Below are 17701 nucleotides of genomic sequence, written 5' to 3'. Positions count from 1 at the left end.
ATAAATACCTCCTGAGTGAATGGGATGACAGAGCCAATCTGTCTAATGCGCTCATTCTATAATTTGGAGTCGACTCCAAGTCAAGCGTACTGTTGGTTTATATTTTAAATTTTTAGGATGTAGTATCGATGAACTCAAAACAACCTTGACTTGGAGCTGACTCCAAGTTGTAAGATAGAGTTCAATGAAAGCGGAGGAGGTCGACGATGATGAGTGATACTGAAGTGTTCTCCATTAAAGAGACGTCAGAACAGGCCGGATTATCGGAAGATACCATTCGTTATTATGAGAAGATTGGACTTCTTCCCCGGGCTGAACGCAAGGCCAATCGTCATCGGGTATACCGTTCGGAGGATATCCAGACGATGAAGCTTATTACTTGTTTGAAAAAAACAGGCATGTCTCTGGAGGAGATGAAGCCTTATTTACAGATGTCGATGGATTCGGACCTGGAAGATTTCCCGGATGAGCGTGAAATGCTGCTGAACCATCGGAAGAAAATTGAATCACAGATTGCATCCTTGCAACAGATCGTCGATTTTATAGATGAGAAGATGGAGAAGCGAAGCATGTTTCCGGATGAGTGCCCCATTATCGGGGAGAATCAGATGTCTGTATTTGAAAAGAAGAACATCTTCTCCTGAAGGCTGCTAGCCAACAAAACCCAAAAACCACGTCATTATGACGTGGTTTTTTTGCTTATATTTAGCATTCGATATGGAGTGTATGGCGAAGGCGTTTGATATCACTTTTGGGAGGAAGACCATACATGCGAGCGTACTCCCGACTGAATTGGGAAGGACTCTCGTACCCAACCTGGAATGCAGCATCGGCTGCATCGGTTGAACCTGCAAGCAGCATTCGCCGTGCCTCCTGCAATCGAATCTGTTTTTGATATTGCAGTGGGCTCATGGCGGTAATGGCTTTGAAATGATAATGCAATGAGGATGTACTCATGTTGATCATGGAAGCCAATTGCTCGATTCGTAGCGGATGGGCGTAGTCTGATTGAATCAAATCAATGACTTGAGCAATATGCTGTGCGTGACTGTTCTGGACTGCAAATTGCCTGATGGAATGTCCATGTTCATCCTGAATCAGGCGATATAGAATTTCGCGGATCATAAGCGGTGCAAGTATAGGAATGTCTTCAGGTGTATCCAGTAACCTGACCAATCGGATTACAGCTTCCAGAAGCGGAGGTTTGGTTGAGCTTACAAACAACCCACGACGTGTTGAATTGTCGGGTTTGGTTTGTGTAGAAGGAGCTTCCTGAATAAGATCAAAAATCTGCCCTGAATCAAAATCAAGTCTCAGGCAGAGATAGGGATGTTCTGTCGTAGCCTGTACAACTTGCCCTGAAATAGGCAAATTTATGGAAGCAACCAAATACTGTGAAGAGTCATAGGTGTAGCTCTCCTGTCCGAGAATAACCACTTTGGACCCTTGGGCCACAATACACAGGGCGGGTTCGTGCACGGCATGAATGGGCTCTGAAACCTGGGAAGCACGGATCAAAGCAAGCGAAGGTATTGCTGTTAGATTAACCCCGTCTTCGTGGTTGAAACGGCTAATCAGACGGGCCAATTCCTGCTGCTGCTGAATAATAGCGGTATCCTGTTCCATTTTTGAAAGCATGGATTGCTGGCCCTCCTTTCCTCGTACTCGTTTAACTATTTTAGAATGTACTGGACGAATAGGCAAGAATACTGTGGGATTCTTCTATCGGATAGAGACTGATTCCTTACATAATGAAGGTAAGCAATTAAATCTGTTGGCAACAGAAAGGAGTGTCGTGGAAATATGGCAGGCAACACTACAGGAAATATACAAGAAGTGAAGCACCCGTATGTTGGAATGTGGGTGACGAAGGACGGGTACATCAGACATGAACTTCTCCCTGACGGTCGCTATGATGAAGCGCGGGGAAATAGGCAAAGTGCATATCAAGGTCGGTATGCAGTCGATGGAGACCATATTGAATATGTCGATGATACTGGCTTTACTGCGGATGGAGACTTTAAGGGCGACGTGCTTTATCATGCGGGCATGGTGTTGTACAGAGAAAATGCACAATAAAATATCTAATAGGGAGAGAAATCAAAATGTCTAATGTAAAAGGGAAAGTTGTTGTGATCACAGGTGCAAGCAGCGGAATTGGGGAAGCAACGGCGCGTCTGTTAGCAGAGCAGGGTGCACATGTTGTCATGGGTGCAAGACGAGTGGATCGTCTGGAGACGCTGGCTTCCTCCATTCTCTCTGAAGGTGGTTCAGTAGAATATCATACCCTTGATGTTACACAGCTGGAAGAAATGCAAACGATCGTAGAGCTTGCGCTCAGTCGTTATGGACGTTTGGATGTGATCGTTAATAATGCCGGAGTCATGCCACTATCACCTCTTGAAGCACTAAAAGTAGACGAGTGGAATCGTATGATTGATGTTAACATTCGTGGTGTTCTACACGGCATTGCTGTTGGGCTGCCCGTTATGAAAGAACAGGGCTACGGCCAGTTTATTAATATCGCCTCCATCGGAGCCTACGCTGTGACACCAACAGCCGCGGTATATTGTGCAACCAAGTACGCGGTTCGTGCGATCTCGGAGGGTTTGCGCCAGGAGGTAGGCGCAGATATCCGTGTGACCCTCGTATCGCCAGGTGTAACTGAATCCGAACTTGCCGAATCGATCTCTGATGATGAAGCGCGCGAGCTTATGAAAGATTATCGGCGCATATCCATTCCGGCCGCGGCTATTGCTCAGAGCATTCTGTACGCGATCAACCAGCCGGCTGAGGTAGATGTGAATGAAATCGTGGTGAGACCCACAGCAAGCATGGCTTAAACCTCGATATAAGACTCCAATGATGTCCCCAACCATATGTACTGGTTGGGGGCGTCTTTTTGTCCTCTGAAAGAGAGATCGTCTAGGTTACAATATGGTATAGTATGTTCAAGTAACGCACCAGAGAGAGGGGAATAATGCATTGACGCTGCAACAGCTAAAATATGTGATTGAAGTCGCCACGCGTGGCTCGATGAATGAAGCCGCCAAACGGCTGTTTATTTCCCAGCCCAGCCTGTCGAATGCCATTCGGGATCTGGAGCAGGAGCTACGGATTACCATTTTTGAACGCACGAATAAAGGGATAACCTTGTCCAAAGAAGGCGTGGAATTTCTAAGTTATGCGCGCCAGGTGGTGGAGCAGGCGGAATTGCTGGAGAATCGTTATTTGAACGCGAAGCCGTCTCCGCAACATTTTTCCGTCTCCACACAGCACTACGCGTTTGCAGTAAATGCCTTCGTCAAGCTGGTGCAGCAGTATGGACAGGATGAATATGAACTGGCTCTGCGGGAAACGAAAACGTATGAGATTATCCAGGATGTAAAAAGCCTACGCAGCGAAATTGGCATACTATATCTGAATGAGTTCAATTCCAAGGTTATTAACAAGCTGCTTAAGGATGCGGGGCTGGTGTTTAACAGTCTGTTTATTGCCAAGCCGCATATTTTTATCAGTGTGCAAAATCCGCTGGCGAAGCAGGAATCGGTTGCGATTGAACAACTTCAGGATTATCCGTACCTGTCCTTTGACCAGGGGGAATATAACTCCTTCCATTTTTCAGAGGAGATCCTAAGCACGCTTTCTCATCCCAAAAGCATACAGGTTAACGATCGAGCTACGCTGTTTAATCTGCTGATCGGTTTGAACGGATACACTATCTCGACAGGTGTGCTTAGTGCCGACCTGAATGGGAATGAGATCATCCCTGTCCCGCTGGAGTGTGAAGAGACCATTAATGTTGGCTGGATCAGCCATAAGAATGCTTCGCTTTCCAATCTGGGCGTGGAGTATGTCCAGGCTCTGCATGAGGCGATTCAATCCTAATTGGTCATGGAAAAACCGTTTCCGTTCAAGCGGAGTCGGTTTTTTTTTAGAAACACATGTATAATCATTTGCGTAAAAGTACGAAGGGAGAACGGTCAGTGCGAGTTTTATACCGAAATAAGAGTGAACAGCATGAGTTGACGATATATGATACATCCAAGCTTTATGGGGAAAAGGGCCGATTTCGTGTGCTGGAATTCTCCAATGCTGCAGTACAGGGGGCGATGGATCTGGACGAGCCATCCCGAATGGTGCTTGAGTATCCAAGAGCGATGGTTCACCTGATGGAACGAAATAATCCCGAATATCAATCAGTTTTTGTAATTGGCCACGGCATTGGAACCTTAACAAGCTATTTGTCTAACCGTCAAGTAAAAGTCGCCGAACTTGATGCTGAAGTCGTTGAGCTCAGCAGAACTTTCTTTGGATATCGTGGAGATCAAGTGCTGGTTGGTGACGGTCGTGAACTGTTGGAGCAGGAAACCTCAGGCTCATATCATTATATTATTGTAGATGCTTTTACGGCTGCGGGAACACCTGCACAGTTTACTTCTAGCTCATTTTTCACGATGCTAAAAGACAAAATGCATTCTGGTGGTATCGTATTGCTGAATGTATTTGGTCGTGCAGGCAATGACAGACTGGTGAATGCGATTCATACCACGTTACAGGAACACTTCGCTTATACGCGCTCGTTTGCATTACCAGCTGAAACAACTGATGAAATCCAAAATCGTATTTTGGTGGGTTGTGACGGACCCATTTCGTTTCAATCACGTCATATGGCTGGGTTTGTAGAACAGCAGCCTGGCGAGGGATATGTTATTGTGGATTCAAATGAATTTTAATCTCGAATACAGATCCAGTAGATTTCGAAGAAAGTGTCATATCATGTAATCAATTGTCATTAATTCGTCAATGTTCCTATGTAATTATTCGAACTTCACAAACTATTTATTTCTTCTTAACAACTTTCGTATAAGATAGAAGGAATATGCCTTTTTATGAAAAACCGGGGGACGCAATAATGATCGCAAAGAATAAAACATCCAGATTAAGAAGAAAAGTAAGGGAGATCAAAAAAATCAGCCTTACCGCTCTGTTGAGTGGATTGGTCACCATTGCCGTTTTGATGACATTGACCATTATGTTTATTTCGTCTTATACATCCCAGAAGCAATCGCTGATTGATAATACACTCTCACTTAATTATTCAAGTGCCGTGCAAATGAGCCAAACTCTGGACTCGTTGTTTCAATCCATGCAGGGCAGTTTGAAGTATTCAGCCAACTATTTTCCGGACATAGACTATGCAGACGCCAAAAAACTGGATTCCACACTAGATTTGATTCGAAACAGCAGTAACTACTTCAATTCGGTTTCTCTTATAGATGCATCGGGAATTATTCGAGGTTCATCTCCTTATTTGGAAAAAAGCCTGGGACAGCCTATAACTTCTAATGCAGCGAAGAATGCGTTTAAATCGAGGGCTTCCTTTATATCCGAAGCGTATCGTGCGCCTTATTCGGAACGCATAGTCGTTTTTGTAAGTGAACCGATCTTCAGTCCATCAGGTGAATTCAAAGGTTTAATTAGTGGGAGTATCTATCTGCAGGAAAACAACATTTTGAACCTGTCATTTGGCAGTCAGCTGAGGACCAGTAATGGCTCTTATTTTTATATTGTTGATGCCAAAGGGACGTTGTTGTTTCACCCGGATACGGAAAGAATCGGTGAAAATCTAAGCAAAAATCAAGTTGTGCAGAAATTGCTTAACGACCAAACAGGCAAAGAACAATACAAGAATCTGGCGGGTGTGGATTCACTCGCAGGTTATTATAAGGTCCCGACAACAGATTGGGGAGTTGTCGTTGTATCTCCAACCCAAATGGTATACGATCAGCTGAATCAACATATTCGTATGTTGTTGTTGTACACTTCAATTCCGTTTATCATTCTGACGCTTATCGTTATTCGTGTAGCTCGCAAGCTGGCTAGTCCGTTTGTTTACCTTGCGGATTTGGTTAACCAGGTGGATCAGGGTAAAGTAGATCTGCCTGTAATGAAGCCGCATTGGAACAGGGAAGCGGACTTATTAACACGCACTGTCCTAAGTGCACTGGCGAACTTTCGAAAGCAAAAGGACCAGCTAACTTATGATGCCAGAACGGATGTATTGACCGGAATGACCAATCGCAGGACATTTGAAGAAGTTATTCAGCAGTGGATTGATGAAGAAGTTCCGTTCTCCATAGTAGTACTGGATATAGATCGCTTCAAATCCATAAATGATACGTATGGGCATCATGCGGGGGATCAGGTTCTGAAGCATATCGCGAATATCATTAAACTGTCGGTTCGGACACAGGATGTATGTTCCCGGTTTGGGGGAGAGGAGTTTGTTGTGTTATTGCGACATACGAATTCCAAAACAGCGTATCAGATTGCCGAGCATATCCGTGTATCGGTGGAACAGAGTATATTGCCCATTGATCGTTCTGTGACGATTTCGGCAGGCATTGCCGAATATCCGCTGCATTCCACAACGGCGACAGAGTTGTTCCATTTGGCGGATAATGCGTTATATCAAGCCAAGGAAGAGGGACGTAATCGTACCATTACCATTCAAACGGTCATAAAATAAGGTTTGCGTACCTTCTATCTTGAAATAAAAAGAAGCTAATCCCATCTAAGAGAGGGATAGCTTCTTTTGTTTAGACCTCTTGTGATCTGGCCTGGACTTCATTTGTATACTGTTCTCCCCAGTCTCGCATGCTGTAAATAATCGGCTGGAGCGTTTCTCCAAACGGTGTAAGCGAATATTCCACTTTGGGTGGAACTTGAGGATAGATTTCCCTGTGAACAATTCCGCTGCTTTCCAGCTCTCTTAATTGGAGAGTTAACATCCGCTGAGTAATATCAGGGAATAACTTTCTGATCTCGTTGAATCTTAACGAGCCGGAGAATAGGTGATATAGAATCGCACCTTTCCATTTGCCTCCAATGACGCTCAGCGTGACTTCGACGGAACAGCCATATGGCGAGGGGCACCCATCGGCCGGGTTTTTTCTCATTATAATTGCACCTCCAGTTCGTGGTGGTTATTTATAGTATCAATTTTAGTACTACAGCACATAAATGTACATATTACTCATCTATGAGCATATCACTTCTCCCTTGGATTATAAACCCCATCCCATACATCTACATGAAGATAAAACAACAAAGAACCCCGGTTTCGTATCACGAAACACCGAGGTTCTCAGGAATGAAAGGCTTGATTAGATTAAAGTGTCCAGGGAGTAAGCTCCAGCACCCGCAAGTGCAACACCGATCAGTGATCCGAGCATAACCAGATTGTACTCGAATCCTCCGTTCAGATTCCAAAGTCCTTTACCTGCATGGACTTTTGCTATGGCAACAACCATAGGGATGATGAGCAAAATGACAGCAAAATCAGTCCACAGACCTGCCCCAAACAGGAACCCGCCGATCAACTCAATAAGGCCTCCACAGACAGCCATAACTCTTGCGGGCCTCAGACCAATCGCCCCGAAAAATTCGGCTGTTCCTGATATGCCTTCTCCACCAAACCAGCCAAACAGTTTCTTGCATGCATGACCCATCATAATGAAACCAATAACAAGTCGAATGATAAGTAATCCGGCGTCTAACATGTGCTTCTTTCCTCTTCTCTAGTTGTATAAAATGATTGGTCTTATATATCGTATGAACGTCAGATCAGCGACGCCAGAATGGTATCACATAACGCCATGGTTTCAATATTATCCTTACCACTGGAATGTGGATCAGATTTGTTCTGGCAGCATTCCATAAAATGAGCCATCTCACCAACAAATCCTCGTAAGTAGAGATCGCGATAAGCCCCTGACATGGGAGAGCCCGACGGGGTGAAAACAGTATCCTGCTCCTCAAGGGATTTCCAGGGAAGGTTTTCCCCTGTACGAGATTGATGAACCGTAAGCGTGTTGATTTCATCTGCTAACGCAAATCCGTTGTCAAAGGTGACAAGTACATTTTCGCTTTCGCGTGACCATGCACTCATGCCAACAAAGTAGGCACTGCCTACCACACCATGATCAAATTTCAGGGAAATGCTCTGGTTAATATCTTCTCCGTCCTTAACCGTTGTGCCTGTTACCTGTATGGCTTCCCCGAACAGAAAACGCATCAGATCGACCATATGAATGGCAGCGAGCTTTATGAATTGTTCCTCATCCTTGCAGAATGGTGTGCTGTCTACAGCGAATTTCATTTGGAAAGAACGTGCTCTGCCCAATGATCCACCATCAATCAGTTCCTTGAGTTTCATGTAGATCGGAGCATATCGTTTCATAAATCCAACCATGACAACCACACCTGCCTTTTGGGCAGCTTCAGCCACAGCAGCAGCTTCGGCAGCATTCCATCCGAGGGGTTTATCCACGTATACATTTTTGCCAGCCCGGATGCATTCAAGGGCAAGTGCTGTCTGATCCTCTGGTTGCGCCACAACAACGACGCCGTCACAGTCTTCATTCTGCAACATCAGCTGAGTATTATCATACGCTTTCCCGCTGCTCCCGAAACGGAGGAGAGCATCCCTTGACCGTTCAATACTGCGGGTGGCGATGGCCTGAATGTCTGCTCCTGCTTCAACAACAGATGGATATATATTCGTGGATGCATGGAATCCTGCACCGATAAAACAAAGTTTCGCTTTTTTCATGTGAATCTCTCCTTTAAATGCAGATCACCAATCACACTGATTAGATTTTGTAGCTTAAATGCTTCAACATCTGTCCTGCAATGGTGTTGTTAACGCTATGAGGAACCGGCTGTGGTCCGAGGGTGAGATGCTGGCGTTGCTGTACAAGATATAGGAGGGAGGCGGCTTGTAGGGACAAGCCTAGATCCATCGTTTCGGCAGGGTTACCGCTGCCACCAGCCAGGTTCAGCATCTCGCCTTGAGTAAGCAGCATGAGTCGACGTCCATTGGCTAATGTAAATTGTTCGATATCCGCGGTCAGTTGTTCCGTATGCTTCGCATCCTGACGGAGACTTTCCAGATCCATCTCCCAAGAAAAATGTCCGGCATTGGCGAGGATCGTTCCATCATTCATTTGATTAAAATGTTCCTTCAGAATGGCGTTAGGACGTCCAGTGACAGTGATATACACTTGGGCAAATGCAAAAGTATCCTCCAGTCGCGCCACTCTGAATCCATCCAGTGCCGCTTCCAAGCCAGCAATCGGATCGGTTTCAACAACGACGACCTGACTGCCCAAATTCCGCAAATACCTGGCAATGCCTCGTCCACAGGTTCCATAACCTACGATGACGAAACGACGTGTGGGCAGAATCAGGTTTGTAGTACGCATAAAACCTTCAATAATGGTCTGTCCAACACCGTGTTCATTTTCCATAATTCGTTTGAGTGGGCTGTCATTAATAACAATGATCGGGAAAGGAATGTTCTCACCCGTCTCTTCACGCAGCAGATTGGCACCAGTCGTCGTCTCCTCCGTACCACCAATAAGAGAGTTAGGATCATACTGTTGAATGAGCGTGCGCGCCAGATCAGCTCCATTATCCATAAGGAGATGGGGGTGGTGACGAAGTACGCTGTGGATATTTTGCAGGTGCTCATTGCGTCTGTCCGCACGTTGACCATATACCGTGATGCCTTCTTCTTGCAGAGCTGCTGCGACGGCGTCTTTGGTTGTGCCCGGGCTGCCAGTCAATACAACGTTGGCTCCACCTGCCTGGAGTGTGCGGCATAGCACAGCTGTTTTGGGCTCCACATGAATACATATACCGATGGTTAAGCCAGCAAAAGGCCGCTCTTTGGCAAACTGGGTTTTCAATTCGCCGAGTAGGGGCATATGCATTTCCGTCCAGTGAATGCTGCGTTTTCCTTCTTCAATACGTTCATGTGTTGTGTTCTTGATCGTCATGAAAAACTCCCCTTTTCTATGCAAGGTATAGCGTGTCCAGCAGGACACATGATCTGCTTAATGTCTACGATAGGGAGTTTGATGGGGTTAAAAAAGGACATATGTCCTTTTCATTGCAGCTTGGAAAAAAGGTATTGCAAACTTATTTGAGAGCATGTATACTCTTAATTACGGTAAAACAAGCAATTGCTTGACCGGGATGCTTTTCATCCATGATGAGAAGATACATATTATGCGGTCGTGGCGGAATTGGCAGACGCGCACGGTTCAGGTCCGTGTGGGCTAACCCCCGTGGAGGTTCGAGTCCTCTCGACCGCATCGAAGAAAAAAGCTCGCGAAATTGCTCTAAAAGCAATTCGCGAGCTTTTTTTGTTTTTTTATTTATTGAATATGAATTGCTGCACACATAGGCCTGCTATCGCTCCAGCAATACCAAAGAGTGCAACACTGGCCATCACCTCATATGCTTGAAAGCGAAACAAAAAGGCGATGCCGCTGCCAAATGTCGTTCCTGCGAGAAATCCGAGAGAAATTCCTATTTCTTTGGTTAATTTCATAGGTTCACCTGCTTGGGAATGTGAGTTTAGGATTTGCAAATTTTGGATACAGGAAGTAAAGTGTGATCAGGAAAATACTCACATTTTATTTCCTTTTTTCATTTTGTGGTTTTCTCCATGTAATTATGCATGATATTTCTTAAGGGAGGTTAAGAGCGAAATGAATATGAACGAGCGGATTGCCGCATGGAACGAAGAAGCGCAGAATTGTACTTGTGGGCATGATCATCGGTTGGTAGAAATGCAGGTCTATCTGGAGCATGGAGCTATTCAGCAGTTACCTGGTTATTTGTCCAAGCAAGGATACAGACATGTAACAGTTGTATATGATCGATTTACAGGTCCGGCAGCAGGACACGAGGTGGTAAAGAACATCCGAGAAGCTGGCGTTTATGTGGATGCGATATGCATGCCAGAGAACAAAGCAGGCGACGTGATCGCCGATGAGGGCGGGATTGTGCAGGTACTGCTAGGTGTGAAACAGGAAAGTCAGGCGATCATTGCTACTGGTTCAGGGACCATTCATGACCTGGTACGATTTGTTTGCTCCAAAATGAACAAGCCTTTTCTGTCAGTACCTACAGCAGCTTCGGTTGACGGATTTACTTCGGCAGGTGCTCCTCTTATTGTAAGCGGCGTCAAACAGACGTTCCAGGCGGTGCCGCCTGAAGCTATTTTTGCGGATATCGATATTTTGGAGCAAGCTCCCCAAGAGATGAATGCCGCCGGATTCGGAGATATGCTTGGTAAATATACTTCACTGGCGGACTGGCTGGTTTCCAGGGATTTGGGTGGGGAACCGTTCTGCCCCGTTGCTTATCGCATGACGGAAGAAGCACTAACGTCCTGTGTGGAACATGTGCAAGGTATCGCTGAAGGACGGGCCGATGGTGTGACTGTATTAATGGATGCGCTGATCGCTTCCGGCATTTCTATGCTAATCATCGATCATTCCCGTCCTGCATCTGGTGGAGAACATCATCTGTCTCATCGGTGGGAGATGGACCTGATGGAGGCAGGGCACAAGCCTGTTTTGCATGGAGCCAAGGTGGGAGTAGCCTGTGCACTGCTTACCGTAAAATACAAAGATCTTGCACAAAAATCCGAAGAGCCGATTTTCCGTATTTATAATAATCTGCCGGATGCTTCTCAGCTTATGGCTTGGCTTGAGCAAGTTGGGGGACCTACGACGACTGAACAACTGGGTGTATCCATGGAGATGGTGGAACATGCTTTCACCACAGCTCATTTGCTACGGGATCGTTATACGGGACTGAAATATATCAATGAGATTCTAAATGTCGGTTCGAAATAAAGAAGGAAGAAACAGTATGAACAGTGTTATCTTATACAATTAGTTGTACGTACAAATTAAGAATGAATCCTGTAATGTACGAGACAGGATAGCGTCGTTGTATACAATAGAGGTATTGGTGCTTGATTGGAAAGCAATATATCCAGATGAATTTCTGAAGAACAAGGTCATATAAGGGTTTAGAATAGATCTGATCAAACGTTATTCAAACTGAATTAGAGGATGAATTAAAGCCTACTCCCTTAAGGGACAGGCTTTTTTTATACTTCATATAAAGCGTTGGATTAAATTGTTCGTACAAATAGATCGGGGGATGGAGCAAACGATGAAGTTTTATTTCTTTAAATGATCAATGATTTAATGGAATGGTTGGTTAGCATGGTTAGCATGGATGAGGTATATATGGGCATATGAGTATAAGTCGCGCGTCTTTCGACAATGGGGTTTTCGCCTCGTTCAGAGAGCACGCTGTACCGGCCCAGGTTAAGGAGTGACTGGGAATGAAGGGAATGATGCACCCAAAGCTGTTGGTGGGCAAGTGGGCCGCTTATCGCCCCTGAGAGACGATGCTGAGTGCAAGCGATTGGAGAAATGGTAACTTAATATAATCTGTACGATGAAAATGGTATTTTAAAAAGGCTCTGTCTTTCCCATTGGGAGAGGACAGAGCCTTTTGGTTGTTCGCTAATTTAGTTATTGTGGCGATCTTTCAAGATGACATCTGCGAACAAAATAGTTTTCGGGATGCGGAAAAATTGTTCCGCTTGTTCCTGAAACGCAGCAGAAGGCAGCGTTCCCTGATGCAGCCATTTGCGGAAAGTGCCGGGGTGAACCCCGATCCAGTGGCTGACATCTGTCACCGACAAATCATGGACCATACACAAGCCTGTCAGAATACGGTTGCTAACCGGAGAACGGGTCACCGTACGCTTCATGAAGCGGGAAGGCTCGGGCTGACAAATGACAGGGCTTTTGCGTACCACTTCTTCATTAAAAAGAATGTGGCGCGGGTAGCCGAGCAATTGGCATGCCTTGTCCAAATTGGTACTGCCGGGTATCCGTCCTTCATACACCCACGCGCTGACGCTGCGTGAAGAGATGGATAGATCTTCGGCGAGCTGAGACAACTTGATATCATTGGCCATCAGCACGGCAAGAAGAACACGGTTGCGGATTTGACAGCGTGTCGGTTTTCGGAATCGTTTAACACGGACGCCTTTTCCCAAATATTTACGGTTGATCAGAGACCACGCCTGGATGGAATGTTGTTCTGGTTGATTAGGCATATTTCCTCCGATTTTTTTAACCAAATACTACAATAAGTACGGGGGTACTTTCAAGTGCCGGGTGCACCTGTTTCAAATGAGTGGATGCGCGAATCCGCTACAAAGGAGGAATTATGAACTAGACCAGACGCAATTCACATCCTAGTATATTCCTAGATTACAATGTTTCACTAAATTTAAGGGATCAAATAGATAATGAATAAAAATAAAATGAGTCTAATTACCTATTAGTGAGACTTTAGTACTTTTATCTATTTTTTGTTGATATGATGCGGTTTATTTCCCTGATTTAACCATAAATATTCGATTTCCGTTAAAGGAACCCATTTCCAATGTGCACAAATCTGAAATTAGAAATCCGCGTGTTCAGCAAGGCATGTGGACTGTCAAAATCTCTTATTCTTACATATCTTGTATGGAGATCAATGAGAGGGAGAGGTGAGAAACGTGAGTCCATCCGTGAGTACCTTTGCTGCCATTTCAGGGGCGTTCATGACGTTTGCTTTTGGTGGATGGGATCAGCTACTTAGCTTGCTGGCCGTTGCAATGGCTGTGGATTATATTACGGGTCTCGCTGCGGCAGTAAGAACGGGAAAAGGATTGAATAGTAATGTTGGATTCTGGGGGCTTGCGCGCAAAGGTCTCATGCTGACGGTTATTTTGCTTGCCCACCGAATTGACATGCTCATGGGAACTGACATCATTAAAGGGGGAGCCATCTACTTTTATCTGGTGAATGAGCTAATATCCATTACCGAAAATTATGCCCGCATTGGGCTTCCTTTGCCTGACAAGCTCAGACAGGCTATAGCGGTGCTGAAAAAACAGGAGGGGTTGTCTGACAGGGAATGGCCTCCACCACAGCCAAACGTGGAGAATAAGGAGACAAAAGAACAAGCAACAGAAGTCGTACCGGAAAAACAGACAAACCAAATTGAACAGACGGATAATATGTCTCAGGAGAAATCCAAGGCGAATGAAAGCAGCCCCGATTAGGTTGTCTTTTAAGAGAACGTTTCCAAGTATCCTTTCGTAATAGAGGACGTTATGATATATTTTGGATACAAGAAAATTCATTCATACCAATTATTATACTTAAATGAGGTGCTTGTCTGATGATTAAACATATTGTTCTGTTTAAAATGAAAGATCGTTCTCCTGAAAGTATCGAAGCGGCTGCGAATGTTCTTCGCAATCTGCAAGGAAAAATTGATGTTCTGGTCTCGCTTGAAGTGGGTATTGACGTGCTTCGTTCGGACAGATCTTTTGACATCTCACTTACGGCAGAATTTGCCTCACTGGAAGATCTTCAAGCATATCAGGTGCATCCGCTGCATCAGGAAGTCATCAAGTATATGAACGAGGTCAGAGAGCAGTCGATTGCAGTGGACTACGAAATCTAATCTGTTATTCATTCTACTTTGGATAGGGGACTCTGCATGAGCGATTTAAGAGACGTTATGGAATTTTTATATATTTTTGTCGTGTTTCTGATCGCTTGTCCTGTGATGTTATTTTGGCTGAAGCGAAGAGGAAAAAGGAACCGATAATTCACTGAACGGGAAGTGAACATATTGTATTACGTAAACAGAGAACAGATTGCCCGCCGGCTTGCTGCCGTACCGGAGGTGGCTGAAGGTCTTCGCCGCGCATCACAAGCCTGGGATGGTAGTCTGATGCTGGGTCTGGTACAGGAACGTTGTCTTCATCTGGCAATTGAAATCGTTACGGATGTTGGAAGTTATCTCATTGATGGCTTCATCATGCGTGATGCGAGCAGTTATGACGATATTATTCAGATTAACCACGAAGAGAAGGTTTTTGATCATGCAACCTATGAGGTGCTTAGTCGCCTCGTATCGTTGCGCAAGCCGCTCGTTCAGGACTATTACAGCTGGGAGCGGTCTGAACTGCATCCACTGAGCAGTGACTTGCCGGGCGTGCTTGAACATTTTTCCCATCAGGTCAATACCTATGTGGAAAAAGAACTCGGACCTTTCCAGACTACACAGGCCGAGGGACAGAGCAAGGAATGAGGGGAAGCAGCATGACGAACGAATGGAAAGAAGATCGAGAAGTAAATAATGAAACGAATGACATACCTTCCGGGTTTCATCCGGTATATATGATTGAGCTGTTATTTCAGGAACGTCCCGTTATAGATCAGGGGCGTCTGCAGGATGCACTGAGCCGTCATACCGGACAAGTCCGGCTTGATGTGAAGAAGGGTAATGAGGAGCATAAACCTGAGATGCTGGTTTTCTACCATCTGGACCATAAGGTTTCTTTTCAGGAAGGTAACATTCCGGCTCAGACTTGCATGCTCCCCATTACTGAAATTGTAGATCGCGCCCGCTTTGGAGGGGCTTTGCAGCAAGCCTGGCATTGGCCAGAAGCAGGACAAGCTATGGATACGATCCAATATTCCATCCGACTTCATGATATGTTCACTGCTGCCATGCCGCGTAAACAGCGGCTCGAATTGTTCCAAAAGACGATTCAGGCTGTCATGGAAGTGTTGCCTTGTGAGGCGTTATACTGGTACGGCAGTGACAAATTAGTTGAACCGGAAGCCTATGTGCTGTCACAGGAACGTGAGGAGCATCTGTACGCTGCGATGAATGTGCGCATGTATCAGGCTGGAGGCACAGAGGAACAGCGTCAGCTGGTTATGGACACGGTAGGTTTGTCAGCACTTGGCGTGCCTGATGTACAGTGTCATTTCATTGGACTCGATCCGGATACGGTAGCCCAGACATTACTGGGTGCCGCCTATTACATATTTGATCAGGGGGATGTTCTACAAGATGGACAGACGCTGGGATCTTCCGGTGGACGACGCTGGCGTTGTGAGCATCAGGCTGCATTGATTGCACCAGGAAGATATGTAATTGATCTGGACCCGGGTGATGAACATGCTGCTGCTCCGCTTGAGCCGGCGCGGCAGACTTGAGACATATCTCGATTACGTCAGAAGGTGCGAAAGACGGTATCCAGAATTTTTTTTTGGTATCCGAGTGTCAGGTCAAGCCCTTGCTGCTTATACTGCATCAACAGAGTAGGCATTCGCCCGGATTGACGAGCAACAGTCCGTTGCTTGGTTATTCGGTACTTCATTTAAGGTAAAGGGAGAGATGCGACGTGAAGGATTCTAACAAAAGTTTGTTGTGGGGAGCATTAATCGGTTCAGTTGTAGGTTCGGTGACAGCGCTGCTGCTGGCACCAAAATCTGGACGTGAGCTGCGTCAGGACATTTCGGAAGGTGCACGTCAGGTGAGTGAGAAAGGTCAGGAGCTGGCTACTAAGGTGGGCGAACAAAGCGCACAGATCGTATCCAAAGTAAAAGAGACGGCAGATGTTGTTATCCAGGATATCCAATCCTGGCGCAATTGCGCTGAAGGTAAAGAAGTGCGCGTATCCGCCGTCATTACTGATTCCGATTCTTCCATCGATGCAGATGCAGCGAATGAGTCAGGTATTGAAGTCATCGCGAAGCTACCTGCCGACGACTCCAAAGATAACATCTAAAACTAAGCTTGAACGCGAGCGGGCTTTCCTCCATCTGGAGGGGAGCCTGCTTTGTTGTGCGTGGTCGTACAGGAGTTGTACGATACGGTATTTTGTTTGAACCCTGCGATGAAATCGGGTAAGATGTAGGTACCTTTTTGCCTGGAAATTCATACGGTAGGAAAGAAAGCTCTGGGAACCAATTTGTTAACAGAACCAAATCAATGAAGAAGGAAGCGGTGTGTTCGTGCAGCAAGCAATCGCTATATTAGACTCCGGTGTAGGGGGATTGACCGTCGCCAAGGAAGTGATGCGTCAGCTCCCACGGGAAAAGATCATCTATTTTGGAGATACTGCCCGGACACCGTACGGACCCCGTTCGTCCGAACAAGTTAAACAATTCACGGAACAAATCGTTGATTTCTTGATCCAGTTCGATCCGAAAGTTATCGTTATCGCCTGTAATACGGCTACGGCAGCAGCGCTCGATTATATTCGAGCCAAGGTGAATGTGCCTGTCATTGGTGTTATTCATCCGGGAGCACGAGCAGCCATCACAGCGACACGCACAGGACGCATCGGTGTCATTGGCACCGTGGGAACTATTGGTAGTGGTGCGTATACATCTGCACTCAAACAGTTGTCTCCCTATATTGATGTGGTCAGTCAGGCTTGTCCGGCACTTGTGCCACTGGTGGAGCAAGGCGAATTCCGTTCCGAGCAAACGACAAGTACGGTGGAGCAATCTTTAGGCGAAATTAAGCAGCAGCCAATTGATTGTCTTATTCTGGGTTGTACGCACTATCCTTTTCTCATGGATACCATCCAGGAGGTTATGGGGCAGGAAGTGAAGCTGATTAGTTCGGCAGATGAAACGGCGAGGGAAATTAGTACGATTTTGTATGATAAACGAAAGCTGGCCAGTGGAAATGAGACGCCAGTCCATCAGTTTTTTTGCACAGGGGACCCACGCATGTTCCAGAATATTACCCGCCAATGGTTAGGAGAGCAGATCTCCAAAACGCCAGTTGTATGGCAGGTTACGCAATTATCATAGCTTTTTTGATTTCTAGGCTTATAAGAATCCCGGAGCAGTTAGTGTTCCGGGATTTTTTTCAATCCAAAAAGTAAAAGAACTCCGGATGATCATCACGTTTTTATTATGTTAAAGGGATATACGCGATTCATGTC

Annotated in this window: 20 protein-coding genes, 1 tRNA gene and 1 pseudogene; 14 read left to right on the top strand and 8 right to left on the bottom strand. The window is 45.7% G+C overall.

Features of this window, described 5'->3' with window-relative positions:
- Nucleotides 1–206: 206 nt before the first annotated feature.
- Complete coding sequence (locus tag ACR1R9_RS17375; RefSeq protein ID WP_076292084.1) at nucleotides 207–644, top strand: MerR family transcriptional regulator; 438 nt, start codon at nucleotides 207–209, stop codon at nucleotides 642–644.
- A gap of 61 nt (nucleotides 645–705) precedes the next feature.
- Here ACR1R9_RS17375 and ACR1R9_RS17370 read toward each other — a convergent pair whose 3' ends face one another.
- Entirely contained in the window at nucleotides 706–1638 is a 933-nt protein-coding gene (locus ACR1R9_RS17370) for an AraC family transcriptional regulator N-terminal domain-containing protein (RefSeq protein ID WP_433923109.1), read from the bottom strand.
- Nucleotides 1639–1803: 165 nt separating this feature from the next.
- Here ACR1R9_RS17370 and ACR1R9_RS17365 point away from each other — a divergent pair, with 165 nt between their 5' ends.
- The 5 genes from ACR1R9_RS17365 to ACR1R9_RS17345 all read left to right on the top strand — a co-directional run bounded on the left by ACR1R9_RS17365 (nucleotide 1804) and on the right by ACR1R9_RS17345 (nucleotide 6532).
- Nucleotides 1804–2079 carry an Atu4866 domain-containing protein gene (locus ACR1R9_RS17365; protein ID WP_433923110.1) on the top strand — a complete coding sequence of 92 codons (276 nt, stop codon included), beginning with the start codon at nucleotides 1804–1806 and terminating at the stop codon, nucleotides 2077–2079.
- A gap of 26 nt (nucleotides 2080–2105) precedes the next feature.
- Nucleotides 2106–2843 carry an SDR family oxidoreductase gene (locus ACR1R9_RS17360; protein WP_175381635.1) on the top strand — a complete coding sequence of 246 codons (738 nt, stop codon included), beginning with the start codon at nucleotides 2106–2108 and terminating at the stop codon, nucleotides 2841–2843.
- A 142-nt stretch (nucleotides 2844–2985) separates the two neighbouring features.
- Nucleotides 2986–3888 carry a LysR family transcriptional regulator gene (locus tag ACR1R9_RS17355; protein ID WP_076292081.1) on the top strand — a complete coding sequence of 301 codons (903 nt, stop codon included), beginning with the start codon at nucleotides 2986–2988 and terminating at the stop codon, nucleotides 3886–3888.
- Between the two features lie 98 nt (nucleotides 3889–3986).
- On the top strand, nucleotides 3987–4736 hold the full coding sequence (locus tag ACR1R9_RS17350; protein ID WP_433923111.1) for a spermidine synthase: 750 nt from the start codon (nucleotides 3987–3989) through the stop codon (nucleotides 4734–4736).
- Nucleotides 4737–4915: 179 nt separating this feature from the next.
- Nucleotides 4916–6532: a sensor domain-containing diguanylate cyclase gene (locus ACR1R9_RS17345; RefSeq protein ID WP_433923112.1), complete on the top strand. Its 1617-nt coding sequence runs from the start codon at nucleotides 4916–4918 to the stop codon at nucleotides 6530–6532.
- A gap of 70 nt (nucleotides 6533–6602) precedes the next feature.
- Here the strand turns inward: ACR1R9_RS17345 and ACR1R9_RS17340 are convergent, their stop codons facing one another.
- The 4 genes from ACR1R9_RS17340 to ACR1R9_RS17325 form a co-directional block, all read right to left on the bottom strand.
- Nucleotides 6603–6962 carry a winged helix-turn-helix transcriptional regulator gene (locus ACR1R9_RS17340; RefSeq protein ID WP_064639235.1) on the bottom strand — a complete coding sequence of 120 codons (360 nt, stop codon included), beginning with the start codon at nucleotides 6960–6962 and terminating at the stop codon, nucleotides 6603–6605.
- A 207-nt stretch (nucleotides 6963–7169) separates the two neighbouring features.
- Nucleotides 7170–7565 carry a DoxX family protein gene (locus tag ACR1R9_RS17335; protein ID WP_076292078.1) on the bottom strand — a complete coding sequence of 132 codons (396 nt, stop codon included), beginning with the start codon at nucleotides 7563–7565 and terminating at the stop codon, nucleotides 7170–7172.
- A 59-nt stretch (nucleotides 7566–7624) separates the two neighbouring features.
- Nucleotides 7625–8617 carry a Gfo/Idh/MocA family protein gene (locus ACR1R9_RS17330; RefSeq protein WP_433923113.1) on the bottom strand — a complete coding sequence of 331 codons (993 nt, stop codon included), beginning with the start codon at nucleotides 8615–8617 and terminating at the stop codon, nucleotides 7625–7627.
- A 40-nt stretch (nucleotides 8618–8657) separates the two neighbouring features.
- Complete coding sequence (locus ACR1R9_RS17325; RefSeq protein WP_099853590.1) at nucleotides 8658–9845, bottom strand: adenosylhomocysteinase; 1188 nt, start codon at nucleotides 9843–9845, stop codon at nucleotides 8658–8660.
- A 234-nt stretch (nucleotides 9846–10079) separates the two neighbouring features.
- On the opposite strand from ACR1R9_RS17325, the gene ACR1R9_RS17320 reads away from it, so the two are divergent.
- Nucleotides 10080–10163 (top strand) — tRNA-Leu (locus ACR1R9_RS17320).
- A 59-nt stretch (nucleotides 10164–10222) separates the two neighbouring features.
- Here ACR1R9_RS17320 and ACR1R9_RS17315 read toward each other — a convergent pair.
- Nucleotides 10223–10402, bottom strand: coding sequence for a hypothetical protein (locus ACR1R9_RS17315; protein WP_063564909.1), 180 nt, complete (start codon nucleotides 10400–10402; stop codon nucleotides 10223–10225).
- Nucleotides 10403–10562: 160 nt separating this feature from the next.
- On the opposite strand from ACR1R9_RS17315, the gene ACR1R9_RS17310 reads away from it, so the two are divergent.
- A complete protein-coding gene (locus ACR1R9_RS17310) occupies nucleotides 10563–11717 on the top strand; it encodes a sn-glycerol-1-phosphate dehydrogenase (protein ID WP_433923114.1) in 1155 nt (384 codons plus the stop codon).
- Nucleotides 11718–12406: 689 nt separating this feature from the next.
- Here ACR1R9_RS17310 and ACR1R9_RS17305 read toward each other — a convergent pair.
- Nucleotides 12407–13003, bottom strand: a complete 597-nt coding sequence (locus ACR1R9_RS17305) for a helix-turn-helix domain-containing protein (protein ID WP_024629188.1) — start codon at nucleotides 13001–13003, stop codon at nucleotides 12407–12409.
- Nucleotides 13004–13441: 438 nt separating this feature from the next.
- Here ACR1R9_RS17305 and ACR1R9_RS17300 point away from each other — a divergent pair.
- The 4 genes and pseudogenes from ACR1R9_RS17300 to ACR1R9_RS17285 form a co-directional block, all read left to right on the top strand.
- Nucleotides 13442–13834: pseudogene (locus ACR1R9_RS17300) on the top strand (phage holin family protein); the annotation flags it as partial.
- A gap of 284 nt (nucleotides 13835–14118) precedes the next feature.
- Nucleotides 14119–14406 carry a Dabb family protein gene (locus ACR1R9_RS17295; RefSeq protein ID WP_063564906.1) on the top strand — a complete coding sequence of 96 codons (288 nt, stop codon included), beginning with the start codon at nucleotides 14119–14121 and terminating at the stop codon, nucleotides 14404–14406.
- A 171-nt stretch (nucleotides 14407–14577) separates the two neighbouring features.
- Entirely contained in the window at nucleotides 14578–15039 is a 462-nt protein-coding gene (locus ACR1R9_RS17290) for a DUF86 domain-containing protein (RefSeq protein WP_076292073.1), read from the top strand.
- Nucleotides 15040–15050: 11 nt separating this feature from the next.
- Nucleotides 15051–15956, top strand: coding sequence for a DUF4261 domain-containing protein (locus tag ACR1R9_RS17285; protein WP_326067261.1), 906 nt, complete (start codon nucleotides 15051–15053; stop codon nucleotides 15954–15956).
- A gap of 17 nt (nucleotides 15957–15973) precedes the next feature.
- Here the strand turns inward: ACR1R9_RS17285 and ACR1R9_RS17280 are convergent, their stop codons facing one another.
- On the bottom strand, nucleotides 15974–16120 hold the full coding sequence (locus ACR1R9_RS17280) for a hypothetical protein (protein WP_433923115.1): 147 nt from the start codon (nucleotides 16118–16120) through the stop codon (nucleotides 15974–15976).
- A gap of 24 nt (nucleotides 16121–16144) precedes the next feature.
- Between ACR1R9_RS17280 and ACR1R9_RS17275 the strand changes: the two genes are divergently transcribed.
- Nucleotides 16145–16531 carry a YtxH domain-containing protein gene (locus ACR1R9_RS17275; RefSeq protein WP_076292071.1) on the top strand — a complete coding sequence of 129 codons (387 nt, stop codon included), beginning with the start codon at nucleotides 16145–16147 and terminating at the stop codon, nucleotides 16529–16531.
- A gap of 226 nt (nucleotides 16532–16757) precedes the next feature.
- Complete coding sequence (gene racE / locus ACR1R9_RS17270; protein ID WP_076292102.1) at nucleotides 16758–17567, top strand: glutamate racemase; 810 nt, start codon at nucleotides 16758–16760, stop codon at nucleotides 17565–17567.
- The last annotated feature ends 134 nt before the right edge of the window (nucleotides 17568–17701 follow it).

It is taken from the genome of Paenibacillus taichungensis (genome assembly GCF_050994985.1).
GTDB lineage: Bacteria > Bacillota > Bacilli > Paenibacillales > Paenibacillaceae > Paenibacillus > Paenibacillus taichungensis.
This window is presented reverse-complemented; position numbering and strand designations above follow the sequence as displayed.